The organism is Actinomadura verrucosospora, from assembly GCF_039540335.1.
GTDB lineage: Bacteria > Actinomycetota > Actinomycetes > Streptosporangiales > Streptosporangiaceae > Spirillospora > Spirillospora verrucosospora.
The window spans coordinates 1-25,240 of the sequence record NZ_BAABEV010000057.1 but is presented as its reverse complement, the minus strand read 5'-3'; the positions used below and the strand labels follow the sequence as shown (position 1 = coordinate 25,240).

General features: G+C 72.7%; 27 protein-coding genes. 11 read left to right on the top strand and 16 right to left on the bottom strand.

What is annotated here, in order from left to right; translation table 11 throughout:
• Nucleotides 1-204 precede the first annotated feature (204 nt).
• The 3 genes from ABD944_RS37780 to ABD944_RS37770 are packed head-to-tail and all read right to left on the bottom strand — an operon-like array spanning nt 205 to nt 2,896.
• Nucleotides 205-1,005, bottom strand: coding sequence for a DUF4097 family beta strand repeat-containing protein (locus ABD944_RS37780; protein ID WP_345185628.1), 801 nt, complete (start codon nt 1,003-1,005; stop codon nt 205-207).
• Nucleotides 1,002-1,649 (bottom strand): response regulator transcription factor, encoded by a 648-nt coding sequence (locus ABD944_RS37775; protein WP_345185625.1) that lies wholly within the window; start codon nt 1,647-1,649, stop codon nt 1,002-1,004. The genes ABD944_RS37780 and ABD944_RS37775 overlap by 4 nt, the downstream gene beginning before the upstream one ends.
• Complete coding sequence (locus ABD944_RS37770; RefSeq protein ID WP_345185621.1) at nt 1,637-2,896, bottom strand: sensor histidine kinase; 1,260 nt, start codon at nt 2,894-2,896, stop codon at nt 1,637-1,639. The genes ABD944_RS37775 and ABD944_RS37770 overlap by 13 nt, the downstream gene beginning before the upstream one ends.
• Before the next feature lie 148 nt (nt 2,897-3,044).
• Here ABD944_RS37770 and ABD944_RS37765 point away from each other — a divergent pair, with 148 nt between their 5' ends.
• The 5 genes from ABD944_RS37765 (at nt 3,045) to ABD944_RS37745 (ending at nt 6,465) form a co-directional block, all read left to right on the top strand.
• Complete coding sequence (locus ABD944_RS37765) at nt 3,045-3,629, top strand: hypothetical protein (protein ID WP_345185618.1); 585 nt, start codon at nt 3,045-3,047, stop codon at nt 3,627-3,629.
• 94 nt (nt 3,630-3,723) lie between these two features.
• Nucleotides 3,724-4,293: a hypothetical protein gene (locus ABD944_RS37760; RefSeq protein ID WP_345185615.1), complete on the top strand. Its 570-nt coding sequence runs from the start codon at nt 3,724-3,726 to the stop codon at nt 4,291-4,293.
• A 40-nt stretch (nt 4,294-4,333) separates the two neighbouring features.
• Nucleotides 4,334-4,915, top strand: a complete 582-nt coding sequence (locus tag ABD944_RS37755) for a TetR/AcrR family transcriptional regulator (protein WP_345185609.1) — start codon at nt 4,334-4,336, stop codon at nt 4,913-4,915.
• Nucleotides 4,916-4,993: 78 nt separating this feature from the next.
• Nucleotides 4,994-5,743, top strand: coding sequence for an SDR family NAD(P)-dependent oxidoreductase (locus ABD944_RS37750; RefSeq protein WP_345185605.1), 750 nt, complete (start codon nt 4,994-4,996; stop codon nt 5,741-5,743).
• 38 nt (nt 5,744-5,781) lie between these two features.
• Entirely contained in the window at nt 5,782-6,465 is a 684-nt protein-coding gene (locus ABD944_RS37745; RefSeq protein WP_345185603.1) for a class I SAM-dependent methyltransferase, read from the top strand.
• A gap of 346 nt (nt 6,466-6,811) precedes the next feature.
• Here ABD944_RS37745 and ABD944_RS37740 read toward each other — a convergent pair whose 3' ends face one another.
• From ABD944_RS37740 to ABD944_RS37720, 5 genes are all read right to left on the bottom strand, one after another.
• Nucleotides 6,812-7,417: a response regulator transcription factor gene (locus tag ABD944_RS37740; protein WP_345185599.1), complete on the bottom strand. Its 606-nt coding sequence runs from the start codon at nt 7,415-7,417 to the stop codon at nt 6,812-6,814.
• Entirely contained in the window at nt 7,414-8,541 is a 1,128-nt protein-coding gene (locus ABD944_RS37735; protein ID WP_345185596.1) for a sensor histidine kinase, read from the bottom strand. Before ABD944_RS37735 ends, ABD944_RS37740 begins: the two co-directional genes overlap by 4 nt.
• A gap of 39 nt (nt 8,542-8,580) precedes the next feature.
• Complete coding sequence (locus ABD944_RS37730; protein ID WP_345185592.1) at nt 8,581-9,225, bottom strand: ATP-binding cassette domain-containing protein; 645 nt, start codon at nt 9,223-9,225, stop codon at nt 8,581-8,583.
• Between the two features lie 91 nt (nt 9,226-9,316).
• Nucleotides 9,317-10,600: an alpha-amylase family protein gene (locus tag ABD944_RS37725; RefSeq protein WP_345185589.1), complete on the bottom strand. Its 1,284-nt coding sequence runs from the start codon at nt 10,598-10,600 to the stop codon at nt 9,317-9,319.
• A gap of 64 nt (nt 10,601-10,664) precedes the next feature.
• Nucleotides 10,665-11,828, bottom strand: coding sequence for a lactate 2-monooxygenase (locus tag ABD944_RS37720; RefSeq protein WP_345185586.1), 1,164 nt, complete (start codon nt 11,826-11,828; stop codon nt 10,665-10,667).
• A gap of 166 nt (nt 11,829-11,994) precedes the next feature.
• Here ABD944_RS37720 and ABD944_RS37715 point away from each other — a divergent pair, with 166 nt between their 5' ends.
• Nucleotides 11,995-14,484, top strand: a complete 2,490-nt coding sequence (locus ABD944_RS37715) for a DNA gyrase/topoisomerase IV subunit A (RefSeq protein ID WP_345185583.1) — start codon at nt 11,995-11,997, stop codon at nt 14,482-14,484.
• Nucleotides 14,485-14,577: 93 nt separating this feature from the next.
• On the opposite strand, the gene ABD944_RS37710 is transcribed toward ABD944_RS37715, so the two are convergent.
• Entirely contained in the window at nt 14,578-14,940 is a 363-nt protein-coding gene (locus ABD944_RS37710) for a hypothetical protein (protein ID WP_345185579.1), read from the bottom strand.
• 427 nt (nt 14,941-15,367) lie between these two features.
• Nucleotides 15,368-15,730, bottom strand: a complete 363-nt coding sequence (locus tag ABD944_RS37705) for a nuclear transport factor 2 family protein (protein WP_345185575.1) — start codon at nt 15,728-15,730, stop codon at nt 15,368-15,370.
• 52 nt (nt 15,731-15,782) lie between these two features.
• Between ABD944_RS37705 and ABD944_RS37700 the strand changes: the two genes are divergently transcribed.
• Nucleotides 15,783-16,349 carry a thioredoxin family protein gene (locus ABD944_RS37700; protein ID WP_345185572.1) on the top strand — a complete coding sequence of 189 codons (567 nt, stop codon included), beginning with the start codon at nt 15,783-15,785 and terminating at the stop codon, nt 16,347-16,349.
• On the opposite strand, the gene ABD944_RS37695 is transcribed toward ABD944_RS37700, so the two are convergent.
• From ABD944_RS37695 to ABD944_RS37675, 5 genes are all read right to left on the bottom strand, one after another.
• Nucleotides 16,350-16,712 carry a hypothetical protein gene (locus ABD944_RS37695; protein WP_345185568.1) on the bottom strand — a complete coding sequence of 121 codons (363 nt, stop codon included), beginning with the start codon at nt 16,710-16,712 and terminating at the stop codon, nt 16,350-16,352.
• A gap of 73 nt (nt 16,713-16,785) precedes the next feature.
• Nucleotides 16,786-17,445 (bottom strand): response regulator, encoded by a 660-nt coding sequence (locus tag ABD944_RS37690; RefSeq protein WP_345185566.1) that lies wholly within the window; start codon nt 17,443-17,445, stop codon nt 16,786-16,788.
• A 14-nt stretch (nt 17,446-17,459) separates the two neighbouring features.
• The gene (locus ABD944_RS37685; protein WP_345185563.1) at nt 17,460-18,572 is read right to left on the bottom strand and encodes a sensor histidine kinase; all 1,113 of its coding nucleotides are present in this window, start codon (nt 18,570-18,572) and stop codon (nt 17,460-17,462) included.
• Nucleotides 18,569-18,724, bottom strand: a complete 156-nt coding sequence (locus ABD944_RS37680; protein WP_345185559.1) for a hypothetical protein — start codon at nt 18,722-18,724, stop codon at nt 18,569-18,571. Before ABD944_RS37680 ends, ABD944_RS37685 begins: the two co-directional genes overlap by 4 nt.
• An 86-nt stretch (nt 18,725-18,810) precedes the next feature.
• The gene (locus ABD944_RS37675; protein ID WP_345185556.1) at nt 18,811-20,901 is read right to left on the bottom strand and encodes a DNA gyrase/topoisomerase IV subunit B; all 2,091 of its coding nucleotides are present in this window, start codon (nt 20,899-20,901) and stop codon (nt 18,811-18,813) included.
• 211 nt (nt 20,902-21,112) lie between these two features.
• Between ABD944_RS37675 and ABD944_RS37670 the strand changes: the two genes are divergently transcribed.
• From ABD944_RS37670 to ABD944_RS37660, 3 genes are all read left to right on the top strand, one after another.
• Nucleotides 21,113-22,015 (top strand): ABC transporter ATP-binding protein, encoded by a 903-nt coding sequence (locus ABD944_RS37670; RefSeq protein ID WP_345185553.1) that lies wholly within the window; start codon nt 21,113-21,115, stop codon nt 22,013-22,015.
• Complete coding sequence (locus tag ABD944_RS37665; protein WP_345185550.1) at nt 22,012-23,085, top strand: ABC transporter permease; 1,074 nt, start codon at nt 22,012-22,014, stop codon at nt 23,083-23,085. Before ABD944_RS37670 ends, ABD944_RS37665 begins: the two co-directional genes overlap by 4 nt.
• 119 nt (nt 23,086-23,204) lie before the next feature.
• The gene (locus ABD944_RS37660; protein WP_345185546.1) at nt 23,205-23,435 is read left to right on the top strand and encodes a DUF7455 domain-containing protein; all 231 of its coding nucleotides are present in this window, start codon (nt 23,205-23,207) and stop codon (nt 23,433-23,435) included.
• A 176-nt stretch (nt 23,436-23,611) separates the two neighbouring features.
• On the opposite strand, the gene ABD944_RS37655 is transcribed toward ABD944_RS37660, so the two are convergent.
• Entirely contained in the window at nt 23,612-24,331 is a 720-nt protein-coding gene (locus ABD944_RS37655; RefSeq protein WP_345185543.1) for a GNAT family N-acetyltransferase, read from the bottom strand.
• Nucleotides 24,332-24,366: 35 nt separating this feature from the next.
• On the opposite strand from ABD944_RS37655, the gene ABD944_RS37650 reads away from it, so the two are divergent.
• Nucleotides 24,367-25,110: a YaaA family protein gene (locus ABD944_RS37650; RefSeq protein ID WP_345185689.1), complete on the top strand. Its 744-nt coding sequence runs from the start codon at nt 24,367-24,369 to the stop codon at nt 25,108-25,110.
• The last annotated feature ends 130 nt before the right edge of the window (nt 25,111-25,240 follow it).

Here is a 25,240-nt window from a genome sequence, read left to right as displayed (position 1 = left end):
CTCGCTTCGGGGCGCGAGTCTCAGGCGGGGGCCCTCAGCGGTCACACATTCGCCGGCAACACGTACGCCGCATGGCCCGCCGCATCGGCGGGCGGTGCTCACGGCACGGGCGTACGGAAGGCATGCCAGCAGTTAACCGGCCGCACACCGATGACGCAAATCCGCCCGGTGTGATGCTCATCGCTCCGGATCGTCCCGTTCGCCCTAGTCATCGCGGTAGTCGACCCAGGTCTCGCCCGAACCGCTGCGGACGGAGATCAGGCGGGGCGAGCGGTCGTCGTAGACGGCCGGGTTGAGGTGGGCGTTGCCCGCGCCCGTCCACCCGGCGACCCGGTAGCGCGAGCCCGGCGGAACGATGATCTTCACGGTGCCCGAGCCCGCGGAGGCGTCGACCGAGCCCGGCGGCTCGGCGTAGCGGAGGTCGAGGGTGCCCGACGACACGTCGGCCTGCGTCTTCGTCGAGGCGAGCGCGCGGCCGTTGATCGTCCCGGACCTCGCCAGCAGCCGCAGCCGCCCGCGCGCCCCGGTCACGTCGATCTCCCCGGACCCGGTCCGCAGGTCGAGGTCGCCGGTCACCCCGCGCACGTCGATGCTCCCGGAGCCGGCGACCGCCGACACGCGCGCCCCGGCCGGGACCTGGACGTCGATGTCCGCCCCGCACCCGACGCCCAGCCGGTCGGGACCCGGGCAGCGGAAGGTGACGAACAGGATGTCGTCCACCAGCGACTCGGTGAGCTCGGGCTTGCTCAGCCCCCAGTGGAGGTCCTTGTAGACGCGCGTCCCGCCGTCCGATCCCGGACCGACCGAGATCTCCGCGTTGCCCACGTCCAGCCGCACCTCCCGGATCGGCTGCGGGTAGGGGGTCATGGACGTCGCCGTCCGCTTGACGGCGCGGCCGAACGCCGTGAGGCCGATCGGCGCGGCCACGACCAGCGCCGTCGCGATCGCCAGCGCGATCCAGACGCCGCGGCGGCGCGGCCGGTCCGGGGCGGCCGGGGCCGTCACCCCTCGCCGTCCAGGAAGCGCAGCACGGCGAGGACGCGGCGGTGGTCGCCCTCGGCATGCGGGAGGTCGAGCTTGGCGAAGATGCTGTTGATGTGCTTGGCGACCGCGCTCTCGCTCACCACCAGCGCCGCGGCGATGCCCGCGTTGGAGCGTCCCTCGGCCATGAGGGCGAGCACCTCCTTCTCGCGCGGGGTGAGCCGGTCGAGCGGGTCGCGGTGCCGGCGCAGCAGCAGCTGCGAGACGACCTCGGGGTCCAGGGCGGTGCCGCCGGAGGCGACCCTGCGCAGCGCGTCGAGGAACCCCGACACGTCCGCGACGCGGTCCTTGAGCAGGTAGCCGACCCCGCTGGTGCTGGTCGACAGCAGGTCCGCCGCGTACCGCTCCTCGACGTACTGCGACAGCAGCAGCACCGCGGTCTCGGGCGTCTCGCGCCGCATCACCAGCGCCGCGCGGACGCCCTCGTCGGTGAAGCCGGGCGGCATCCGGACGTCCACGATCGCCGCGTCGGGGCGGTGCTCGCGCACGGCGGCCAGCAGCCCCTCGGCCTCGCCGACGGCCGCGGCGACCTCGAACCCGGAGGTCTCCAGGACCTTGATCAGCCCGGCCCTCAGCAGGACCGAGTCCTCGGCGATCACAATGCGCACGGCAACTCCACGGTGACGGTCGTCGGGCCCCCCGCGGGGCTGGTGATCCGGAACGTACCGTCCACGGACCGGACGCGGCGCGCGAGCCCGGTCAGTCCGGTCCCGGCGGACGGGTCGGCGCCGCCCGCGCCGTCGTCGCGGACGGTCACCCGCAGCACGTCGCCGAGGCGGGCGACGCGGACGTCCACCTCTTTCGCGCGCGCGTGCTTGACCACGTTGGTGAGGGCCTCGGAGACGACGAAGTAGGCGACGGCCTCGACGGTGGAGGAGGCGCGCGGCTCGATGTCGACGCGGAGCCGGACGGGCAGCGGCACCCGCGCGGCGACGCCGGACAGGGCGGCGTCCAGGCCGCGGTCCTCCAGCACGGCCGGGTGCAGGCCGCGGATCAGGTCGCGCAGCTCGGTCAGCGCCGCCTTGGCCTCCTCGTGCGCCTCCACGATCACGCGCATGGCCTCGTCCGGGACGCCGCCGAGCGTCTCGCGCGCCAGCCCGAGGTTGAGCGCGAGGGAGACGAGCCGCTGCTGGGCGCCGTCGTGCAGGTCCCGCTCGATGCGGCGGCGCTCGATGTCGGCGGCGTCCACGACGCTGGCGCGCTTCTCGGCCAGGTCGTCGACGCGCCGCTGGAGCTCCTTCGCGCGGTCGGGGCCGAGCAGCGCGGCGGCGGCGCGGGCGTCCAGGCGCCGGACCCCCGCCGCCGCCCACGGCGCCGCGGCCAGGAGCAGCACGCCGGCCGCGGTGAGCACGGCGACGCGCTGCGGGTGGTCGGACAGCGGGTCGCCGGGGTGCACCGCCCACGCGTAGGTCCCGGACGTGGCGAGGGCGAGCCCGGCCGTCCACGCCACGGTGACGGCCAGCCCGCCGAGGGCGAGGAGCGGCCCGACCAGCAGGTGGTACTGGAGCACCCGCCACAGCTCCGGCGAGCGGAGGTCGCGCAGGACGTCCCAGGCGCGCCCGCCGTCGAAGTCGGGCATGCGCGGGATGTCGAGGCCGAGCATCGCCCAGCACCGCTCCCGCTGCCAGGACGTCAGCGGGCGCAGGGCGAGCAGCAGCAGGATCGCCGACACGCAGGTGAGCACGAGGATCGGCGTCACCCGCACCGGCGTCCAGAGCGTCCAGAGGGATCCGAGGATCAGCCAGCCGGCGAGCTGCAGCGGCACCCCGGAGACGACGAAGACCGTGTCGCGCCACGCCGCGGCCGACCACGGAGCGCGCACGCGGACACGCCGGGCCGCGGAGAGGGATGCCATGGGGAAACCGTATTGCCCCACTTCGGGCGCCGCCATGAACCAGAGTGCAGGGCCGGGGGTGAACCCAGTGCCACCCCCGGTCGGAAGGGTGCGCTACTGATCGTGCGGCCGATCCCGGCGAGGCTTTGATCAGGCATCCTGACCGCGGATGCGCACCGATCACCGTCCGCAGGAGCCCCCCATGGTCGCCGTCCTCGCCCGCCCCGGTCCCCCCTCGCCCCGTCCCGCGATCAGCGTCCGGCGCCGTCCGCGTCCCGGACGGTACGGGCCGCCGGGCGCCGGTGCGCGGCGCAGGGAGGGAGGACGGCGGCTCGGCTGGGCGTTCATCGGGGGCGCCGCCGCGCTGGTGCCCTGGATGTGGATGCTCGCCGCCACCATGCCGTCCACTGCCACGGTGTCGAACTGGTCCGCCGCCTGGGTGGGGCTGGACGCGATGGAGGCCGCCGCGCTGCTCGGCACCGGCGTGCTGCTCGTCCGCCGCGATCCGCGCCACGGCCTCGCCGCCGCCGCGGCCGGGGCGCTGCTTGCCGTGGACGCGTGGTTCGACGTGACGACCTCCGCGCCCGGTGCGGAGCGGACGGTGGCGATCGCCCTGGCGGCGGGGGTGGAACTGCCGCTGGCCGCCCTGTGCGCCGTCCTCGCCTCGCGGGCGCTCAGGCCGCGCGGGCCGGCGATCGACCATGAGATGAAGGACGGATGGCAAAGGCTTGTCGGGAGTACGCCAGACGGGTGAAACCAGACGAGCCGGACCTCTAGAGTGAACCTCACGTGGGGCCCTCTCGCGGGAGGGCCCTTTGCCCTGCCTGCACGATCAAAGGTCCCCCATCATGAACGACCACGAGGTGCACGAGGAGTGCCTGCGGCTCCTCCGGGACGGCCTTCCCGTCCCCGCTCCCGCCGCCTTCGCCGAAGGCCGGGACTACCTTCCGCTCGGGCTCGACAAGGACGGCGACATCGCCGTTGTCACGTTCCTGTACCAGTGGGGGGACTCCGCATCCTCGTTCATCGAGGGCTGGACGTTCCACCGCCGCGACGGCGAGTGGATGGAGCTGGGCGGCGCGGGCGGATCGGCCCCCGAGGAACCGCTGGCGCGCCGCTCGTCCGGGGAGATGGGGCGCCACCTGCTCAAGTACGGGTCGGGCCGCACGGTCCGCAACGCCAACCGGCTGCTGCCGTGGGGCGCCAAGTGGGTGAACGAGGCGCGGCTGCGGGCCTCGGCCGAGGTCGCGCGGGTGCGGGTCGGCAAGCGGATCCTGGACGTCCCCGAGCACGGGCACGTCGTCGTGGTCTGGGGCGCCCGCCGGGGACCGGTCGTGGAGGCGCTCGCCGCCGACGGCGCGGTGCTGGACGTCATGGACCTGGACCGCCCGTCCCTCCCGATGCCGTCGCGGGCCTGATATTTGACCGCTCGTTCTTGAACGCTCTATCGTCGTCGGCATGGCACGGGCGAAGGAGTTCGATCCGGACGCCGCGCTGCGGCGCGCGCTGGAGCTGTTCTGGGAGCGCGGCTACGAGGCGACCTCCATGGCCGACCTGGTGGCCCATCTCGGCATCGCCCGGGCCAGCCTCTACGCCACGTTCGGCGGCAAGCGCGAGCTGTACCTGAAGGCCCTCGAACGCTACGTCCGCGACACCGACCCGAAGATCGCCGAGGCGCTGTCGCAGCCCGGGCCCGTGCTGCCCGCGGTCCGCGCGCTGATCGAGCGCTACGCCGCGGAGTCGGCGCGCGACCGGCCCCGGCTCGGCTGCCTCGTGGTGAACACCGCGGTCGAGCTGGCCGGGCGCGACCCCGAGGCCGCGCGCCTGGTCGAGGCGAGCTGGAACTTCCTGGAGGCCTCGCTCACCACGGCGCTGACCCGGGCGCGGGCCCAGGGCGAGCTGCCCCCGGACAAGGACCCCCGCGCGCTGGCCCGCCTCCTGCTCGTCCTGTTCCAGGGCATGCGCGTCCTCGGCCGCGCCCCCGCCGACGACCACCGCCTCCGCGACGCGACCCGCCAGGCCGCCGCCCTCTTCGCCTGACCCCGCCCTCTCTCCCCGAAGGCGGGCTTCTCTCGGCCCTATTCAAGACCGTTCGTTCTAATATTCTGGGAGCTCGGCATGCGATTCGACAACAAGATCGTTCTCATCACCGGCGGCGCGGGCGGCATCGGCCGCGCCGCCGCGCACGCGTTCGCCCGCGAGGGCGCGACCGTCGTGCTGGCCGGACGCGACGAGGCCGCGCTGACCGAGGCGGTGAAGGAGATCGGCTCCGGCCGTGCCGACCACGTCGTCGCGGACGTGACCGACCCCGCTTCGGCCGCCGGGATGGTCGAGGCGGTCGCGCGCCGCCACGGCGGCCTCCACGCCGCCGTCAACAACGCCGGGATCTTCGGCGCCGCGGGCCCCGTCGCCGACATCGACGACGCCGCCTGGAACGAGGTCCTGGCGGTGAACCTGACCGGCGTGTTCCTGTCGATGAAGCACGAGATCGCCCACATGCGCGCCCACGGCGGCGGGACCGTCGTGAACGTCTCGTCCAACATCGGCGTGCACGGGCGCCGTCCCGGCCTCGCGGCCTACGCGGCCTCCAAGGCGGCGGTCAGCGTCCTCACCCGCACCGCCGCCCTCGACCACGTCGCCGACGGCGTCCGCGTCAACGCCGTCAGCCCGGGCGCCACCGACACGCCGATGTCGCTGCTCCCGGGCGAGACGCCCGCCGGGCGCGCCGAGCGGATGCGCGCCTCCGCGCCGTCCGGCCGGGTGTCCGAAACCGCGGAAGTGGCCGAGACCATCCTCTGGCTGGCCTCCGACGCCTCGTCCCACGTCATCGGGCACGACCTGGTCATCGACGGAGGCGTCACCGCCTGACGACGCTTTCGGGGCGCCACACCGGGCAGACTCTCTGCATGGCCCTCACGCCCGACCACGACACCGAGCGCTTCCGCCTGGCCGCCAGGGTCATCAGGAAGTACCTGATCGGGGCGCGGAGCCTGCACGACCACATCGCCACCAAGCTGCTGGGCTCGGGCGCGTCCCGCGTCCTGGACATCGGCTGCGGGGAGGGCGCCCTCAGCGACGCCCTCCCCCACCCGCCGCCGTTCCGGCTCGTCGGGCTGGACGCCTCCGCCGACCTCGTGTCCGCCCACCCGGCGCCCCGCCTGCGGGCCGACGCGCTGCGCCTGCCGTTCCGGGACGGGACGTTCGACGCCGCCGTGGCCGTGAACCTCCTCCCCCAGCTGGACGACCCCGACCGGGCGCTGCGCGAGGCCCGCCGCGTCCTCGCCCCGGGCGGCCTCCTGCTGGTCACCGCGATCTGCCGGACCGACAGCCCCGAGCTGTCGCCGGTGTGGCGCCCCGAGCCGACCACGTTCGACGCCGAGGAGGCCCCGGCCCGCGTCGGCGAGGTCTTCGGCGAGGTCGAGGTGGAGCGCTGGGACGCCCCGCTGATCACCCTCCCCGACGAGGCCGCCGTCCGCGAGTACCTGATCGCCCGCCAGGTCCCCCGCCCCCAGGCCACCGAGGCGGCCACCCACCTGAACACCCCGCTCCCGGTGACAAAACGAGGCTCCCTGGTCCTGGCCCGCCGCTGACCCCCCCGCCACCACCGCAACCAAGCGACAGCCTCCACCCATGCGATCGCACCCAAAGGCAGATTCGAGCAAAGCAAGAAGCTGACCGCGCACCGACCCGCCAGGCGAGCCGCCAGGCGAGCCGAAGCGAACCCAGCGATCACCAACCTTCATCCACGACCCCAGCCACCACCGCAACCACACAACAACCTCCACCAATGCGATCGCGTCCGAAGGCAGGTTCGAGCTTGCGAGAACCTGATCGCGCAGCGAGCCGCCAGGCGAGACGAAGCGATGCCAGCGATCGCCCGCGTTTATCGACGATGGAGGGCCGCCAGGCCCGAAGAAGGAGAAAAACGCAATAAAACTAGAGCCAGCCGAGGTCTTTGGCGGTGCGGGCGGCGGTGTGGCGGTTGTCGGTGCCGAGTTTGGTGACGGCGGCGGAGAGGTAGTTGCGGACGGTGCCCTCGGAGAGGCCCAGGGTGCGCGCGATGCGGGAGACGGGGGCGCCGTCGGCGGCGGCGCGGAGGGTGTCGAGTTCGCGGGGGGTGAGGGGGCACTCCTCGGCGGCGAGGGCGTCGGCCGCGAGCTGGGGGTCGATGTAGCGGGCGCCGCCGGCGACCTGCCGGACGACCTCGGCGAGACGGCGGCCGGGGGCGTCCTTGCCGAGGAAGCCGCGGACGCCGGCGGCCATGGCGCGGCGCAGGTTGCCGGGGCGGCCGTGCGCGGTCACGATCACCAGGCGGCAGTCGGGCAGCTCGCGGGCCAGGCGCTCGGCCGCGGCGAGGCCGTCCAGGCCGGGCATGTCGATGTCGAGGACGGCGACGTCGGGCCTGAGGGCGAGGGCGCGTTCGACGGCCTCGTCGCCGCGCCCGACGTCGGCGGCGACCTCGATGCCGTCCTCGGTCTCCAGAAGCAGGACGAGCGCCTCCCTGATCAGGAGGTGGTCGTCGGCCAGCAGCACGCGGATCATGCGTCTCCCTTCGCGGGGACGGCGGCCGTCACCCGGAACGTCCCGTCGCCCTCGGGGCCCGCCCGGAAGCGGCCGCCGGCGGCCGCGATCCGTTCGGCGAGCCCGGCCAGGCCGCTGCCGGCGTCCGCGGCGGCGCGGCGCGCGGCGCCGTCGTTGACGATCTCCAGCTGGACGCGGTCGCGGCCGGCCCGGACGGTGATCCGGCACCAGGTGGCGCTGGAGTGCCGCAGGACGTTCGTGGCGGCCTCGCGGGCGACCCAGCCGAGCGGCTCGTGGACGTGGGCGGGCAGTTCCGGCGACACCTCGGGGCGCTCGCAGCGGATCCCGGCGGCGCGCAGGACGGCGGACATGCCGTCCAGCTCGGTGCGCAGGGAGGTGGCGCGGTAGCCGCGGACGACCTCGCGCACGTCCCGCACCGCGTCCCGCGCCATCGTCTGGATCTCGGTCAGCTCCTTGCGGACGCGGCCGTCGTCGCGTTCGACGAACCGTTCGGCCACCTCGGCGCGCAGCGCGACGGCCTGGAGGCTGTGGCCGAGGACGTCGTGCAGGTCGCGGGCGAACCGGAGGCGCTCCTCCCCCACCGCGGACCGGGCCAGTTCGGCGCGCGCCTCCCGGAGCTCCTGCACGACGTGGAACAGCCAGACCGTGACGTATCCGGAGAAGGCGGCGAGCGGCACGGCCGCCGTCTCGTACAGGACGGTCAGCGCGGGGAGCCCGAGGAGCACGCCGTAGGCGGGGGTCAGGACGGTCGCCGCCGCGATCACGGCGACCGCCTCGCGCACCGGGAGCACGACGGCGAGCAGCCCGGCGGGGACCAGGAGGGCGTTGCCCCAGCCCTGACCGGTGCCGAGCAGCGGGGGCAGCGCCCAGCAGACCGCCGCGACCGCGGCGAGCCCCAGCCTGTGCGCCGGGGCGGTGCGGCGCATCAGGTTCTGCCACAGGAGGCGGGCGTAGAGGGCGAAGGCGCCGCCGGTGCCGGCGAGGACCAGGAGCAGGCGTCCGGCGTCCCGCCGGTCGACCGCCTCGTACCAGAGCGCCTGCAGCAGGGACCCGGCCAGCGTCAGCACGGTCATCCCCACGATGATCGCGGCGATGACGGTGGGACGGGGGATCCGGGGCTGCACGCGCCCAGCGTATGCGGCCGTCAAGGGGGGCGCGGGGGCTCAGGCGGCGCGGAGGCGGGCGGCGTCCCGTCCGGTGACCAGGCGGCCCTCGTCGAGGATCCCGACCCGGTCGGCGCGGCACGCCTCGCCCGGGTCGCGGGTCGCGACCACCACGGCGGCCCCGTCCGCGGCCACCCTCGCCAGGACGGACCACACCTCGCGCGCGGCGGCGTCGTCGAGCCCCGCGGTGGGCTCGTCGAGGACGAGCACGTCCGACCGTCCGACCAGGGCCAGCGCCAGGTCGAGCATGCGGCGCCGCCCCGCGGTCAGCCGCTCGAACGGCACGTCGGCGAGGCGGCTGAGGCCGACCAGCCGCAGCGCCTCGTCCCGGGTGAGCGGATCGAGGGTCCAGCGCCGCCAGGCGTCGACCACCTCGGCGACGGTCAGTCCAGGGAAGAGGCCCCCGTCGCGCCAGACGGCGGCGGCGCGCGCGGTGTCCCGGTCGGTGTAGGGGTCGGCGCCGCGGAGCCGGACGGTTCCGCCGGTGGGCCGCCGCAGCCCCGCGAGGATCTCCAGCAGGGCCGTCTTGCCGGAGCCGTAGCGGCCCAGCAGCGCGTAGACCTCTCCCCGCGCCACGGTGAACGAGACGTTGCGCACGGCCTCGTTCAGGTCCAGGTCGCGTACCTCGATCACAGGTGCCCTCATGGCCTCCATGCTGTCCGGCGGCGGCGCGGGCGTGCAGTCACGGACGTCAGGAAACGATCATGAAGTTCTCAGGGGCGGCCCATGACGGATGTCATGGTTCGGCGATCGCCCAGCCGGCGGGCGGGACGACGGCGCCGTCCCCGGTGAAGGCCGCGTCACCCGCCACGCACGTCCAGCCGGCGGCGGGCAGGGACACCTTCGCGGGCTCGCCGCCCGTGTTCAGCACGACGCCCAGCCGCTCCGGACCGTCCTCCACGGTGTAGGAGAAGGCCGTGTTGGTCAAGGTGGCGGCCGTGGTCCGCGCCCGGACGAGCCAGGGGTGGCGCCGTCTCACGCCGATGAGGTCCTGGTGGAGGCGGTGGTGGGCGCCGCCGTGGCCGGGGACGTCGCCGGGCCGGGCGGGGAACGGCGGCCGTATGGCGTCGTCCCCGCCCTCGCGCTCCTCCTTGACGCCTTCGAAGGCGAACTCGTCACCGGCGTAGATGGACGGGACACCGCCGACGGTCATCAGGATCACCAGCGCGTGGGCCAGATCGCGCCGTTCGGTCAGCCGGGTGGCGATGCGGGTCACGTCGTGGTTGCCGAGGAAGGTCTGCGGGGCGAAGGTCGCCAGCATCCCGTTGTGGCGGTCCAGCGCATGGGCGAGCTCGAAGAAGTTCCGGTCGTTCAGTGAGCTCCAGATGGCCTTCCACAACTCGTACTGGGTGACGGAGTCGAATCCGGTCCGTTCCACAAGGCCCGCGTAGTCGCCGTGGATGACCTCGCCGACGAGCCAGGCATCGGGGAAGCGCGCGCGGACGCGGTCTGTGACCGTCCGCCAGAAGTCCGCCGGGACGGCGTAGGCGGCGTCGAGGCGCCATCCGTCCACGCCGCGCTCCAGCCAGTGGGTCATGACGTCGGTGACGTAGTCGGCGACCTCGGGTTCGGCGTGGTTCAGGGTCACGAGCCGATCGTGGCCCTCGAACGTGCGCAGGTCGTCGTGAAACCACTTCCTGTACGCCGAGCCCTCGCCCTTGGCGGCGACATCGGCGAACGGAGGGAACCCGCGCCCGACGTGGTTGAAGACACCGTCGAGCAGCACACGGACGCCCTTACCGGACGCCTCATCGATCAGCCGCCGCAGGTCGCCCTCGCCGCCGAGCCGGGGATCGACCCGGTAGTGGTCGACGGTGTCGTAACCGTGCGTCTCGGACGCGAACACCGGCCCGAGCGCGAGGCCGTTGCAGCCGAGGCCGACGAGATGGTCGAGCCATCCGGCGATCCGGCCGAGCCGCGGTTCCGGGGCGGAGGCGTCGCGTTCGGCAGCCTCGCGTTCGGCGCCGACGAAGCCGAGGGGATAGACGTGCCACCAGATGGCGTGATCGGGCCAGCGCATGCGCGTCTCCCTACCCGCAATCGCCTGTGAAAGTCCGGCGGGCGGACCTCATCCTTCGCGCGGGCTAAGCGCGAACGAGAACCTCCGGGTGCAGTTCGTCCGGACGCTTGACGCCGGAAAGCGCCATCGTGAGCTCCAGTTCCGCCTGGAGGCAGCGCAGGACGTGTTGGACGCCCGCCTGGCCGCCCAGGGCCAGCCCGTAGGCGTACGGCCGCGCGACCAGGACGGCTTCGGCGCCCAGGGCGAGCGCCTTGACGATGTCGGCCCCGGTCCGGATCCCGCTGTCGAACAGGACCGTCGCCTGGTCGCGGACGGCCTCGACCACGCCGGGGAGCGCGTCCAGCGACGCGACCGCGCCGTCCACCTGGCGCCCGCCGTGGTTGGAGACGACGACGGCGTCCATCCCCTCGTCCACGGCCTGGCGGGCGTCGTCGGGATGCTGGATGCCCTTGAGCGCGATGGGCCCGTCCCAGTGCTCGCGCAGGAAGATCAGGTCGTCCCAGGTCAGGCTCGGGTTGCCGAAGTTGGCCACCCAGTGCAGGAGCGCCATGTCGCGGTTGGCCTCCGTCACCGGCCCGCCGACGGCCTTCTGGAAGACCGGGTCGCTGAAGTAGTTCGCGACGCCGATCCCCCGCAGGAACGGCAGGTAGGCCTGGTCCAGATCGCGCGGGCGCCACGCCAGCGTGAACGTGTCGAGCGTGACGACCAGGGCGGTGTACCCGGCCGACTTCGCCCGCTCCAGGAAGCTGACGGCGAGTTCCCGGTCCTTCGGCCAGTACAGCTGGTACCAGCGCGGCCCGTCCCCGTTCGCCTCCGCGACCTCCTCGATGCCGAACGAGGACGCGGTGCTCAGCACCATCGTCAGCCCCTCGGCCGCGGCCGCCCGCGCGACCGCCAGCTCGCCGTCCGGATGGAGGATCGACTGCACGCCGATGGGGCCGAGCAGGACCGGCGACGGCATCGGGGTGCCCAGCACGGTCACCGACAGGTCGCGCTCGGCGACGTCCCGCAGCATGCGCGGGACGATCCGCCACCGGTCGAACGCGGCGCGGTTCGCCCGCGCGGTCGCCTCGCTGCCCGCCGACCCGGCCACGTAGCCGAACGCCCGCGCCGACAGCGACCGCTCGGCGAGGCCCTCCAGTCTCGTCAGGTCCGTGGGCAGCGCCGGCAGGACGTCGCCGAGCCCCTGCAGATAGATCGAGTTCTGGAAGTCGGCCAGCCCGCTCAACGAAACCTCCACCTGCTCGACGAACTTCCCCCGGAGAAACCGGCAGGGTTCCCACCCAATCTGCCAGGTCCGCGGAGGTGACGAAACGGGATCGATCCGCCGACTCGACCGGATCACCCGGTGAGGCGGGCGAAAGATGTCCCCGGGACCGGCCACAATGTGGGGCATGGCACGACGCGGATCCCAAGCCCCTCCACCTCCGCCGGACTTCGAGGAGAACATCGTCGACGTCGACGTCTCCGACGAGATGCGCGGCAGCTTCCTCGAATACGCCTACTCGGTCATCTACCAGCGGGCCCTTCCCGACGCGCGCGACGGCATGAAGCCCGTCCAGCGGCGGATCCTGTACTCGATGAACGAGATGGGGCTGCGCCCCGACCGCGGGCACGTCAAGTGCGCCCGCGTCGTCGGCGAGGTCATGGGCAAGCTGCACCCGCACGGCGACAGCGCCATCTACGACGCGATGGTGCGGATGGCGCAGCCCTGGGCCATGCGGATGCCGCTCGTGGACGGGCACGGCAACTTCGGGTCGCTCGGCGGCGACGACATGCCCGCCGCCATGCGGTACACCGAGGCGCGGCTGTCCCGCGAGGCGATGCTGATGGTCTCCTCCATCGACGAGGACACCGTCGAGTTCCGGCCCAACTACGACGGGCAGGAGCAGGAGCCGGAGGTGCTGCCCGCCGCGTTCCCGAACCTGCTGGTCAACGGCGCGTCCGGCATCGCGGTCGGGATGGCCACGAACATGGCGCCGCACAACCTCGGCGAGGTCGTCGCCGCGGCCCGGCACCTGATCGACCATCCGGACGCCACGCTGGAAGAGCTGATGCGCTTCGTGCCCGGCCCCGACCTGCCCACCGGGGGCAAGATCGTCGGGCTGGACGGCATCCGCGACGCCTACGAGCGCGGCCGGGGGACGTTCCGCACCCGCGCCACGGTCTCCATCGAGAGCGTCACGCCCCGCCGCAAGGGCATCATCGTCAGCGAGCTGCCCTACGCCGTCGGTCCCGAGCGGGTGAAGGCCAAGATCAAGGAACTGGTCAACGCCAAGAAGATCCAGGGCATCGCCGACCTGAAGGACCTCACCGACCGCACCGTCGGCCTCCGCCTGGTCATCGAGATCAAGAACGGCTTCAACCCCGAGGCCGTCCTCGCCGACCTCTACCGGCTGACGCCGATGGAGGAGACGTTCGGCATCAACAACGTCGCCCTGGTCGACGGCCAGCCCCGCACGCTCGGGCTGCGCGACCTGCTCCAGGTCTACATCGACCACCGCATCGACGTCGTCCGCCGGCGCTCCCTGTTCCGGCGCAGGAAGCGCGAGGACCGCCTGCACCTGGTGGAGGGCCTGCTCGTCGCCCTGCTGAACATCGACGAGGTCATCCAGGTCATCCGGCAGAGCGACGACGCCGCCCAGGCCAAGCAGCGCCTCATGCAGATCTTCGAGCTGTCGGAGATCCAGGCGCAGTACATCCTCGACACCCCGCTGCGCCGCCTCACCCGCTTCGACCGGCTGGAGCTGGAGAAGGAGAAGGAGCAGCTCGCCAAGGAGATCGCCAAGCTGACCGCGATCCTCGACTCGGAGCGCAAGCTGCGCGGCGTCGTCTCCAAGGAGATGGGCGAGGTCGTCAAGGAGTTCGCCACCCCGCGCCGCACCATCCTCCTGGAGTCCTCGGGCCAGACCGCCGCGAACGCCGTGCCGCTGGAGGTCGCCGACGACCCGTGCACGGTGCTGCTGTCCGCCACCGGCCTCATGGCCCGCACGCACGACGCCTCGCCCCTGCCCGACAGCGGCCCCCGCGCCGCGCACGACGTGCTGGCCTCGGTCGTGCCCGCCACCGCCCGCGGGCAGGTCGGCGCGGTGACGTCCCTGGGCCGGATGATCCGCGTCGACGTCCTCGACCTGCCGACGCTGCCGCCGTCCGCGACGCCCCCGTCCCTGGCGGGCGGGGCGCCGGTCACCGAGTACGTCGATCTGGAGCCCGACGAGACGGTCGTGGGCATCGCCTCCGTCGGCGAGGAAGGCGGCGGCCTGGCGCTGGGCACCGCCCAGGGCGTGGTCAAACGGGTGGTCCCCGACTTCCCCGCCAACCGCGACGAGTTCGAGGTCATCGGCCTCAAGGACGGCGACCGCGTGGTCGGCGCCGTCCAGCTGACGTCCGAAGAGCAGCACCTGGTCTTCATCAGCACCGACGCCCAGCTCCTGCACTTCCCCGCGTCCGTCGTCCGTCCGCAGGGACGGGCCGCCGGCGGCATGGCGGGCATCAAGCTCGGCTCCGGCGCGAGCGTCCTGTGGTTCGGCGCCCTCGACCCGTCCCGCGAGGCCCGCGTCATCACGGTCTCCGGCTCGTCCTCGGCGCTGCCGGGCACCCAGACCGGCGGGATCAAACTCGCCGACTTCGCCGACTTCCCGTCCAAGGGCCGCGCCACCGGCGGCGTCCGCGCCCACCGCTTCCTCAAGGGCGAGGACGTGCTGCTCCAGGCCTGGGCGGCCCTGACGCCCCTGCGGGCGGCGGGCGCCGGCGGCAGGCCCGCGACGCTCAACGTCACCCTGGGCCGCAGGGACGGCTCCGGCGAGCCGCTGGACACGCCGCTGACCGCCGTCAGCGGTCCGATCGGCCCGGCCCCCGAAGAAGCGCCCCCCGAAGAGGAATGACGCGAAAGGCCCCGGGCGGTCGCCCGGGGCCTCCGCCCCTCACTCACCGTCCGGCGGCTCGGAGGCGGCCGGGACCGGCGGAAGGGGTCGACGTCAGTCGGCGCAGATCGCGTAGACGCTGATGCCGACGTCGTTGTAGCCGATCTGGCGGCCGAGCGCGATCCAGCCGCGACCGTCGTCGGTGGGGAACGAGCCCACCAGGATGGCGCCGTTGCCGCGCGCCTCCCCGCCGCCGCCGAGGACGTGCTTGGTGCCTGGGCAGACGACGACCCGCCGCTGGAAGTTGGGGACGTTGGCGTTCGGCAGGGCCACGATCTGATAGCCCGGCGGAACGGCGGCGGCCCGGGCCGCGGCGGGCTTGGCGGGGGTCTGGGCGCTGGCGACTCCGGCGGTGACCAGGCCGGTCACCGCGGCGGTCGCGGCCAGGGCCAGAGCCGTGGTCTTGATCGACGACATATGTTCTCCTTCGACGGTGGCTCCCCACCGCCGGTGCCCACGCGCACCCCGAGACGCGGGGTGTGTCTGAGGCGTGAGCGGCGGCAGGTGAGCCAGGGGGACCGAACACAAGGAGTGTTCATCACGTCACGCTCGGCTGCCAGATGTCTCGGCGACTCACTTGATTACGGAGCGTGCACGTACCGGGATTGAGAGCGGACCCTACCCGCCCTTTCCGGCTCTCACCTGCAGTGAGCGATGAGTTACAGAAAGCGCGCGGCCGGATGCGGCCACTCGCAGTCCATGCCTTCGAGGTCACCAGGCCGCCGGACACGGCGACATAAGGCTCGGCACGGACACGGTTCCCGCACCTTCGTCGGCGGGCGCGCCGATGGCGACAAGGTCGCTCCACCCCCGGCAGAGACGCGGCGACGCCTTCCCCAGGCCGTCAGGTCTCGATGTCGTCGGGGCCCCAGTGGGCCTCCATCCGGACGATCTTGCCTTCGGCGTTGAAGGTCATGACGTCGATGGCGTGGACGCGCAGGCCCGGGACGTCGACGGTGAAGGCCATGGCGGCGCGGTCGCCGTGGGAGCCGCGGATGGGGGCGTCCAGGGTGAGCTTGGCGCCGCCGGCGATGGCGTTGGCGTAGAACTCCTCGATGGCGGCCCGGCCGCTGATCGGGGGGTGGCCGACCGGGTCCTCGATGACGGCGTCGTCGGCGTAGAGGCCGGAAACGGTCACCGCGTCGGCGGCGTTGAAGGCGTCGACGTAGGTCTGGAGCGCCTGCTTCATGTGGTCCTGGGAGGGCATGCCCGAAGCCTAGCAAGCGATCGCTTGGTCACCGGTGGGCCATGATGGGGGCATGGCCATCGCATCGTTCATGGTTCCGCTCGGCTCCCCCGTCCCCGCGTTCCGGCTCCCCTCCGTCGAGGGCGGGTTCGTCTCGGACGGCGACTTCCCGGACGCGGCGGCCCTCCTCGTGGTGTTCCTGTCCAACCACTGCCCCTACGTGCGGCGGATCGAGGACGGGATCGGCGCTCTCACCGCCGAGTACGCGACCAGGGGGCTGGCCACGGTCGCCGTGTGCAGCAACGACGTCTCCAACTATCCCGACGACGGCGCCGACCACCTCCGGGAGCAGGCGAAGAGGGCCGGGTTCGGCTTCCCCTACCTGGTGGACGAGTCGCAGGAGACGGCCAAGGCGTTCAAGGCCGCCTGCACGCCCGACTTCTTCCTCTACGGACGAGAGCGCACGCTCGCCTACCGGGGCGAGTTCGACGGGGCGAGGCCGAGCAACGACGTCGTGGCGGACGGCGCCGCGCTCAGAGCCGCGCTCGACCTGGTCCTGGCCGGAGAGGACGTCCCCGAGCCCCACACGCCCAGCCTGGGGTGCGGCATCAAGTGGAGGCCCGGCAACGAGCCGGGCTGATCACACAGGGGCGGTCTGGCCCTCACGGGGATGCGGCACCGTCGTCCGCAGGCCGCGCTCGGCGCAGTCCGCCAGGATCTCCAGGAGGTCGGCCGGGCCGCCGGAGGCGTCGTCGTAGTGCCAGAACCGGATGACCTTCTCCCCCTCCGCGCCCGGGTTGAAGCGGCCCAGGGTGAAGCAGCCGGCGATGGCCATGCGCACGATGACGCGTTCGCTGTCGTCCAGCTCGTTCACGTAGGCGGCCGCGTCGATGAGGCCGATCGCGGCGCGGGCGTTCCGGCCGTCGTCGCAGGGGTCGGGGCGGTTGATCCGCCATTGCGCGTAGGGGCGCAGGTAGTCCGCGATCATGCAGGTTCTCAGCACGGTCCCATGCTGGGGCCGCGCGGGCGCGCGCGACGGGGGCTTGACCCGGCCCTTGCCGGACCCTGACCGAAGATCATCCGCCGAGTCCGTGCCGGAAGGCGTAGGTGACGGCCTGGGCCCGGTCGCGGAGGTTCGCCTTGGCGAACAGGTTGTTGATGTGCGTCTTGACGGTCGCCTCGGAGATGAACAGGTCGCCCGCGATCTCGGCGTTGGAGCGCCCCCGGGCGATGAGGGCCAGCACCTCCGCCTCGCGCCTGGTCAGGCCGTCCGGCAGCCCGGAGCCCGAAGCCCGGCGGGGGGCCTCGCCGGCCGCCACGGCCTCGACCAGCCGGCGCTGGACGGCCGGGTCCAGCCGCGACGCGCCCCCGCGGACGGCGGCGACGGCGCGGGCGATCTCGTCGGCGTCGGCGTCCTTGGTGAGGTAGCCGCGGGCCCCGGCGCGCAGCGCGGCGAAGATCGACTCGTCGTCGGCGTAGGTGGTGAGGACGACGATCCCGACGTCCGGGTGCGCCTCCCTGATCCGGCGCGTCGCCTCCACCCCGTCCATCCGCGGCATGCGCAGGTCCATCAGGACGACGTCGGGACGCAGCTCGGCGACCATCGCCACGGCCCGCTCACCGTCGCCGCACGCCCCCGCGACCTCGATGCCCGGCAGCAGTTCCAGCAGGAGGACCAGGCCCTCCCGCACCACGGTCTGGTCGTCGACGACCAGGATCCTCGCCGTGTCGCTCACCGCTCGCCCTCCCGTCAGGCCGGCACGCTGAGGGACACGCGGAATCCCTTGCCGTCCGGTCCGGTCACCAGCGTCCCATCGATCAGCTCCGCGCGCTCCCGCATGCCCACGAGGCCGTAGCCGCCGCCGTCCGGCTCCTCGACGGGCTCGGTGCCGCCCGTATCGGTCACTTCGAGCTCCACCCTGCCGGCGAGGTACCGCAAGGCGACGTGGGCGCGCGCGCCGGGAGCGTGCTTGCGGACGTTGGTGAGCGCCTCCTGCGCGGTCCGGACGACCGCGAGCCCGGCCTGCGGCGGCAGCTCGCGCGGCGCGCCGGTCACGTGCACGTCGCAGGGGCGCCCGGTGCTGGCGTGGAACTCCTCCGCGAGCTCCTGGATGACCTCTTTGGGCTGCGGGATCTCCCCGCGCAGCGTGGCCAGGGCCCGCCTCGTCTCCTCCAGGCCGGACCGGGCGAGGTTCCGCGCGCGCTCCACCCGGTCCAGGGCCTGGGCGCGGTCGCCGTCCCGCGCCAGCAGCAGCCGCGCCCCCTCCAGGTGGACGATCTGCGCCGACAGCGAGTGGGCCAGGATGTCGTGGATCTCCCGCGCGAGGTGCGACCGCTCCGCGAGAACCGCGTTGGCCGCCTCCGCGCGGCGGGTCGCCTCCTGCGCGGCCTTGCCCCGGCGGCTCGCGAGCGCGCCCAGCGTGATGCCCGCGACCGCCGCCATCTGACCGACGTCGGCGCCGCCGGAGCCGAACGCCTCCCCCAGACCGCCGATCGCGGCGACCGTCAGCGCGCTCACCGCGATGCCCCCCGGCATCGGCAGCCACATCAGCAGCATCCAGAGCCCGGCCATGGAGAAGAAGAACCCGGTGCCGGAGTCGGGGGCGAGCGCGTACAGCGCCAGCGCCGAACCGATGGCCGCCAGGAGAAGGGCCACGCCCGCACGCCGGTGCCGCGTCTCGCTCTTGCGCCCGACCCAGATGCCGCTCCCCAGCAAGGCGAACATGACCACGTTGAGCACGACGAGTGCCAGGCCGGCGCCGTGCAGCGCCGGAGCGGGATCGGCCCTGAGCATCCCGCGTATGTAGGCGGTGAGGACCCAGGTCACCAGGGCCCCGGCGATCACGACACGGGTCATCCTCATGGCGCCACGCCGACCGGCACGGCGACAAGGGGCATGGCGACGAGGGGCACGGCGTGCGCGCGGCGCGCGTCGGCGAGACCCGCCCGCCACCGCCGGCACGGGACCGAGGGGGCGGCGACGGCGGCGGGGAGGACGTCGTCCAGCGTGTTCATGCCCCGAGGGTAGGACGGGACGGCCCTCGCGCGGATCGCCGCACGGCTGGACTTCCCGCACTCCACCCCAGGGTGGAGAGACCCGGTCAGGTGTCGATGCGCTCCACGTCCAGCTCGGTGGCCCCGGCGGTGATGAACGCGCGGCGCGGGGCGACCTCGCTGCCCATGAGCAGGTCGAACACCTTGCCCGCCTCCTCGGCGTCCTCGATGCGCACGCGGCGCAGCACCCGGTGCCGGGGGTCGAGCGTCGTCTCGGCCAGCTGGTCGGCGTCCATCTCACCGAGGCCCTTGTAGCGCTGGATCGGCTCCTTCCAGCGCTGGCCTTTGCGCTCCAGCTCGACGAGCCGCTGCCGCAGCTCGGCGTCGGAGTAGGTGTAGATGTACTTGTCCTGCCCCTTGCGCGGCTTGACCAGCTCGATGCGGTGCAGTGGCGGGACGGCGGAGTAGATCCGCCCGGCCTCCAGCATCGGCCGCATGTAGCGGTGGAAGAGCGTGAGCAGCAGCGTGCGGATGTGCGCGCCGTCGACGTCGGCGTCGGCGAGGATCACCACGCGCCCGTAGCGGGCGGCCTCGACGTCGAACGTCCGCCCCGACCCGGCGCCGAGCACCTGGATGATCGCGGCGCACTCGGCGTTCTTCAGCATGTCGGCGACGGACGCCTTCTGCACGTTCAGGATCTTGCCGCGGATGGGCAGCAGTGCCTGGAACTCGGAGTTGCGGGCCAGCTTGGCGGTGCCGAGGGCCGAGTCGCCCTCGACGATGAACAGCTCGCTGCGGTCGTCGGCGGAGCGGCAGTCGACGAGCTTGGCCGGGAGGGCGGAGTTCTCCAGGGCGTTCTTGCGGCGCTGGTTGTCGCGCTGGGTGCGGGCGGCGATGCGCGTCTTGGCCGCGCCGACCACCTTCTCCAGGACGGCGCGCAGCGGCTGCTTCTGCCCGCGCGACGGGTTCTCGAAGATCGCGCGCAGCTCGCGCTGCACGACCTGGGAGACGATGCGCGTCGCCGCGGAGGTGCCGAGGATCTCCTTGGTCTGGCCCTCGAACTGCGGCTCGGGGAGGCGGACCGTCACCACGGCGGTGAGGCCCTCCAGGACGTCCTCCTTGATGACGTCCTCGTCGCCGTTCTTGAGCAGCTTCACCGCGCGGAGCTGCTCGTTGAGGACCTTGAGCACGGCGCGGTCGAAGCCGCGCACGTGCGTGCCGCCCTTCGGGGTGGCGATCACGTTGACGAACGACTTGGTGATCGTGTCGTAGCCGTTGCCCCAGCGCAGCGCGACGTCGACCTCGAGATCGCGCTCGACGTCGGTGGGCGTCAGGTGGCCCTGCTCGTCGAGGACGGGGACGGTCTCGGTGAAGTGGCCGCGCCCCTGGAGCCGCAGCACGTCGACGATCGGGGCGTCCTTGGCGAGATAGGAGCAGTACTCGCTGATGCCGCCGTCGAACCGGAACGTCTCGTCGACGACCTCCTCGCCGCGCTCGTCGCGGACGTCGATGGTCAGGCCCGGGATGAGGAACGCGGTCTGCCGCATCCGGTCGAGGACGAGGGACTGCTCGACCGTGGCGTCCTTCAGGAAGATCTGCATGTCGGGCCAGAACCGGGTGCGGTTGCCGGTGGTCTTCTTGGCGACCTTGCGGATCTGCCGCAGGCCCGACTTCTTCTTGAACCGGGCGTTCGGGCGGCCGTCCTCGGCGAACTCGCCGGGCAGGCCGCGCCGGAAACTGATGGCGTGGGTGTGGCCGTCGCGGTCGACCTCCACGTCCAGCCGCGCGGACAGGGCGTTGACGACGGAGGCGCCGACGCCGTGCAGGCCGCCGGAGGCGGTGTAGGACACGCCGCCGAACTTCCCTCCCGCGTGCAGCCGCGTCATGACCAGCTCGACGCCGGGCAGGCCCGTCTTGGGCTCCAGGTCGACCGGGATGCCGCGGCCGTTGTCGCCCACCTCGAAGGAGCCGTCGGCGTGCATCGTCACGCTGATGTGCGTGCAGTAGCCCGCGAGGGCCTCGTCGACGGAGTTGTCGACGATCTCCCACAGGCAGTGCGCGAGGCCACGGCTGTCGGTGGACCCGATGTACATGCCGGGTCGCTTGCGCACGGCCTCCAGCCCCTCCAGCACCGAGAGGTGCCGGGCGGAGTAGCCGTGCGGGTCTTCGGTTGTCGCTTCGGCGGTCGCGGCGGTCAACGTGCGTGTGCTCCTCGGGGGTAGGACGGTCGGCAGCAGGGTACCCCCGGCCGCCGACAATCCACCGAAAGGCTCGCCGCCGCCGACGTTCCGCACGCCGGCGCGGGAGGGCCCGTACGGTTCGCCAGGCTACCCGCACTCCGACTTCTGGACCCGGACCTCCACCCGAGGGTGGGTGCGCGAAAGCCCGATTAATCCCTACTGTCCTCGCATGGCGCAAACGATCGAGGTCTCGGGCCTCCGCAAGCGATACGGGGACGTCCGAGCCGTGGACGGGGTGACGTTCTCCGTCGAGGAGGGCGAGTTCTTCGGCATCCTCGGGCCGAACGGCGCGGGCAAGACCACCACCCTGGAAATCATCGAGGGCCTGCGGGAGCCGGACGAGGGCGACCTCACCGTGCTCGGCATGTCCCCCTGGCCGCGCAACTCCAAGCTGCTCCCCCGGATCGGCGTCCAGTTGCAGGCGTCCTCCTTCTTCGAGCGGCTGACCGCGCGCGAGCAGCTGCGGACGTTCGGCTCCCTCTACGGCGTCCCCGCGAAGAAGGCCGACTCGATGCTCGAACTTGTCGGCCTGGACGACAAGGCCGACACCCGCGTCGAGAAGCTGTCGGGCGGCCAGGCGCAGCGCCTGTCCATCGCGTGCGCGCTCGTGCACGACCCCGAGCTCGTGTTCCTGGACGAGCCCACCGCCGCGCTGGACCCGCAGGCGCGCCGCAACCTGTGGGACGTGCTCCGGTCGATCAACACCGAGGGCCGCACCATCGTCCTGACCACGCACTACATGGACGAGGCGGAGAGCCTGTGCGACCGCGTCGCCATCATGGACGCGGGCAGGGTCCTGCGGCTCGGCCCGCCCGCGGTCCTGGTGCGCGGGCTGGACGCCCCGGCCAGGATCAGCGTGGCCAGCGGCGTCCTGGACGTGGCCGACGCGCGGCTCCTGCCGGGCGCGGACGAGGCCGAGGACGACGGCGTCTCGCTCACCATCTCCACCCGCGACCCCTCCGCGGTGGTCGCCGCCATGGCCGCGAAGAACGCGCTGGACGGCGTCCAGATCCGCGGCGCCACCCTTGAGGACGTCTTTCTGGAGCTCACCGGACGGGAGTACAGGGCGTGAGCACGTTCGAGAGTTTCAAGAGCCTGTCCAGAGCGATGTTCCTGGGCTTCCGGCGCGACCGCACGGCGCTGTTCTTCACGGTGCTGTTCCCCCTGATGTTCCTGGTCGTCTTCGGCGGGATCTTCGGCCACCAGTCCACGTCCAAGGTGAAGATCCTGGAGGTGGGCAAGGCGCCGGTCCTCGACCAGGCGGTGGCGCAGGCAGGGGGCGAGCTCGGCAAGGTCATGAAGGTCGAGAAGGCCGCCGACCGCGCCGCCGCCCTGCGCACGGTGGAGAAGGGCGACGCGGACGCCGTCGTGGAGCAGCGCGGGGGCGAGCTGGTCGTCCACTACTCGGCGGCCGACCAGGTCAAGTCCGGGACCGTGCGGGGGCTGATGAACTCGGTCGTCCAGTCGGCGAACCTCTCGGCCTCCGGCAAGCCGCCTGCCTACCGGCTGACCGACCAGCGGGTGGAGGACGACTCGCTCAAGGCCATCCAGTTCTTCACGCCGAGCCTGCTGGGCTGGGCGCTGGCGTCGGCGGGCGTCTTCGGGGCGTCCCAGACGCTCGTCACGTGGCGGACCAAGGGCATCCTGCGCCGCCTCCAGCTCTCCCCGGCCCCCATCCCCACCGTGTTCGCCGCGCGCGTGGCGGTCAGCCTCGCCGTGGCGCTCGTCCAGTTCGCGCTCTTCGTGCTCGTCGCGCAGCTCCCGATGTTCGGCCTGAAGCTCAGCGGCGCCTGGTGGATGGCGATCCCGATGGTCATCGCGGGCGTGCTGGCCTTCCTGTCGATCGGGATGCTGATCGGCGCGTGGGCCAAGACGCAGGAGACCGCGCAGGCCGTGACCCAGCTGATCGTGCTGCCGATGGCGTTCCTCGGCGGCTCGTTCTTCCCGCTGGACGCCTCGCCGACCTGGATGAGGACGCTGTCGTACATCTTCCCCCTGCGCTATCTCAACGAGGGCATGCTCAATGTGATGGGCAGAGGACTCGGGCCGACCTCGGCGTTGCCCCAGATCGCCGTTCTGCTGGGGGTCGCGGTCGTCGGAGCCTTGATCGCCGTGCGCCTGTTCCGGTGGGACGCGGCCTAATGTGACCTCGGTCACTTATTGGGCCATTCTGCTGTGGGCGTACGAAGAACCAGGTTGGGAACGCCCACGTCGGGTTAGATGTTGTCCTAAGTACCGACCCCGAGCATGAGGAAGGTGCCGTGACTGGAGCCCTTGCCCCAACCAAGCCGCTGACCGTCGCCGACCGATGCGACCGCTGCGGCGCTCAGGCCTACGTCCGTGCGGTCCTTGTAGGCGGCGGCGACCTTCTGTTCTGCGCCCACCACGGTCGCAAGTACGCAGAGGCGCTCCGCTCCAACGGGGCCGACATACAGGACGAGACCGACCGGCTTACCGAAACCCCGACTGTCGCTCCGGACGAGGAGCGGTAGACCTCCAAATAGAGCGAGCCAAGGACGGCGGCCACCGGAGACGGCGGTCGCCGTTCCCTTTTCCTCCATAGCCTCTCCCCGCAGCGCGATGCGGCGATAACTGCGGAGAGTATATGAGTGACTGCATATCGTAACCATATTGGGACAGTGCCCTGATGCGCTCGCCCCCGCGGTTCTCACCTCGCGGTGACATTCCTTACGCGGTAGTGATATGCGGCCGCCGGCACGAACCCCTCCGATTCGTACAGCGCCCTGGCGGCGGCGTTCCGCTCGACGACGACCAGGTACGCCCGCTCGCATCCCCGCTCGCTCCCCCAGCCGAGAAGAGCCCGCAGGACGCGCCGCCCCAGGCCCCGCCGTCGCGCGTCCGGCGCGACGGCCATGGCGTAGACGCCGAGCCACTTCCCCTGGATGACGCCGCGCCCCACGGCGAGACCGTCCACGCTGGCGTAGCCCGCGCCCACCCCCGTGAGGATCTTCTCCGCCATCGGCAGCTGATGGTCGTGGCGACCGTCCACCGACCACCACAGATCGAGCCACTCCCGCGACGGGGCGTCCATGACGTCCACGCCGCCGCGCTCGCGGGGACCGCTCAGGTCCGTCGTCATCGCGATCGTCGGTTCGACCAGCTCGTAGCCTCGCCGCTCAAGGACTCCGTCGAGCCCCTCGGGCCGCGCCTGGGCGTCCATCAGGAACACGGTCGGCAGCCCGAGCTCGGTGTAGAAGCGCTCGGCCCGCCCGATGGCCAGGTCCACGTCCCCTGGGTCGTGCACGGGCAGGACGGAGTTGGCCCGCTTGGTCACACCGTCGGCGTGGCGCAGCAGCCAGCCGCCCATATCCTGGGCGAACGGCGCGGGCCACGCCTCGGCGACCAGTTCGCCCAAACGCCTGTCCAATGACCGCGCCATCCGTCACCGCTTTCGGGGGGATCGTGCACATCCTGCTGCCGCCGTCGGAGAAGAAGGCTACCGAGGGGGACGGTCCGCCCCTCGACCTGGCCTCACTGAGCTTCCCCGGCCTGACGCCGACGAGGCGGCGCGTCCTGGCGGCCCTGGCGAAGGCGTCCCGGGGCGCCGACGCGGCGGAGGTTCTCGGGCTTCCCCCCGGACAGGCCGACGAGGCCCTCGCTCGCAACAAGGCTCTCCGCAAGGCCCCGACACTGCCCGTGGCGCAGCTCTACACCGGCGTCCTCTACGACAACCTCGACCTGGCCGATCTGGACACCGAGGCCGCCGCCCGGCAGATCATCGTGTTCTCGGGGCTGTGGGGCGCGCTGAGGCTCACCGACCGCGTCCCGCCCTACCGGCTGTCCATGGGCGTGTCACTGCCGCCTGGAAGCGGCCTGGGGGCGTCGTGGCGCCCGGCGATGCGCAGGACCCTCCGCCTGGACGACGACCTGGTCGTGGACATGCGGTCCGGACCGTACGCATCGGTGTGGAAGGCGCCCGGCCCGGCGGTCTCCGTCCGGGTGTTCCGGGAGCGCCTCGTCGGCGGCGTCCCCAAGCGCACCGTCGTCAGCCACATGGCCAAGGCCACCCGCGGACGCGTCGCCCACGACCTGATCAAGTCGGGCGCCGCGCCGCGCACCCCGGAGGAGCTACTGAAGGCCGTCGCCGGCCTCGGCCACACCGCCGAACTGAACGGCGCGAACCTCGACGTCATCCTCCACGACTGACGCCCCGCGGCCACACCTGGCCACCCCAACGCCCCAAGCATCCCAGCGTGGGGCGGCAGAGCGCGCAGGCGATGCGCTCGATCTCGGCCGGGTCGCCGCCGCCGGCGATGAGGTCGAGGATCTGCCCGTG

Coding starts and splice junctions, on each gene's coding strand:
- ABD944_RS37770 (WP_345185621.1), bottom strand. CDS start 2,896: ATGGCATCCCTCTCCGCGGCCCGGCGTGTCCGCGTGCGCGCTCCGTGG.
- ABD944_RS37765 (WP_345185618.1), top strand. CDS start 3,045: ATGCGCACCGATCACCGTCCGCAGGAGCCCCCCATGGTCGCCGTCCTC.
- ABD944_RS37760 (WP_345185615.1), top strand. CDS start 3,724: ATGAACGACCACGAGGTGCACGAGGAGTGCCTGCGGCTCCTCCGGGAC.
- ABD944_RS37755 (WP_345185609.1), top strand. CDS start 4,334: ATGGCACGGGCGAAGGAGTTCGATCCGGACGCCGCGCTGCGGCGCGCG.
- ABD944_RS37750 (WP_345185605.1), top strand. CDS start 4,994: ATGCGATTCGACAACAAGATCGTTCTCATCACCGGCGGCGCGGGCGGC.
- ABD944_RS37745 (WP_345185603.1), top strand. CDS start 5,782: ATGGCCCTCACGCCCGACCACGACACCGAGCGCTTCCGCCTGGCCGCC.
- ABD944_RS37740 (WP_345185599.1), bottom strand. CDS start 7,417: ATGATCCGCGTGCTGCTGGCCGACGACCACCTCCTGATCAGGGAGGCG.
- ABD944_RS37730 (WP_345185592.1), bottom strand. CDS start 9,225: ATGAGGGCACCTGTGATCGAGGTACGCGACCTGGACCTGAACGAGGCC.
- ABD944_RS37725 (WP_345185589.1), bottom strand. CDS start 10,600: ATGCGCTGGCCCGATCACGCCATCTGGTGGCACGTCTATCCCCTCGGC.
- ABD944_RS37715 (WP_345185583.1), top strand. CDS start 11,995: ATGGCACGACGCGGATCCCAAGCCCCTCCACCTCCGCCGGACTTCGAG.
- ABD944_RS37710 (WP_345185579.1), bottom strand. CDS start 14,940: ATGTCGTCGATCAAGACCACGGCTCTGGCCCTGGCCGCGACCGCCGCG.
- ABD944_RS37705 (WP_345185575.1), bottom strand. CDS start 15,730: ATGCCCTCCCAGGACCACATGAAGCAGGCGCTCCAGACCTACGTCGAC.
- ABD944_RS37700 (WP_345185572.1), top strand. CDS start 15,783: ATGGCCATCGCATCGTTCATGGTTCCGCTCGGCTCCCCCGTCCCCGCG.
- ABD944_RS37685 (WP_345185563.1), bottom strand. CDS start 18,572: ATGAGGATGACCCGTGTCGTGATCGCCGGGGCCCTGGTGACCTGGGTC.
- ABD944_RS37680 (WP_345185559.1), bottom strand. CDS start 18,724: ATGAACACGCTGGACGACGTCCTCCCCGCCGCCGTCGCCGCCCCCTCG.
- ABD944_RS37670 (WP_345185553.1), top strand. CDS start 21,113: ATGGCGCAAACGATCGAGGTCTCGGGCCTCCGCAAGCGATACGGGGAC.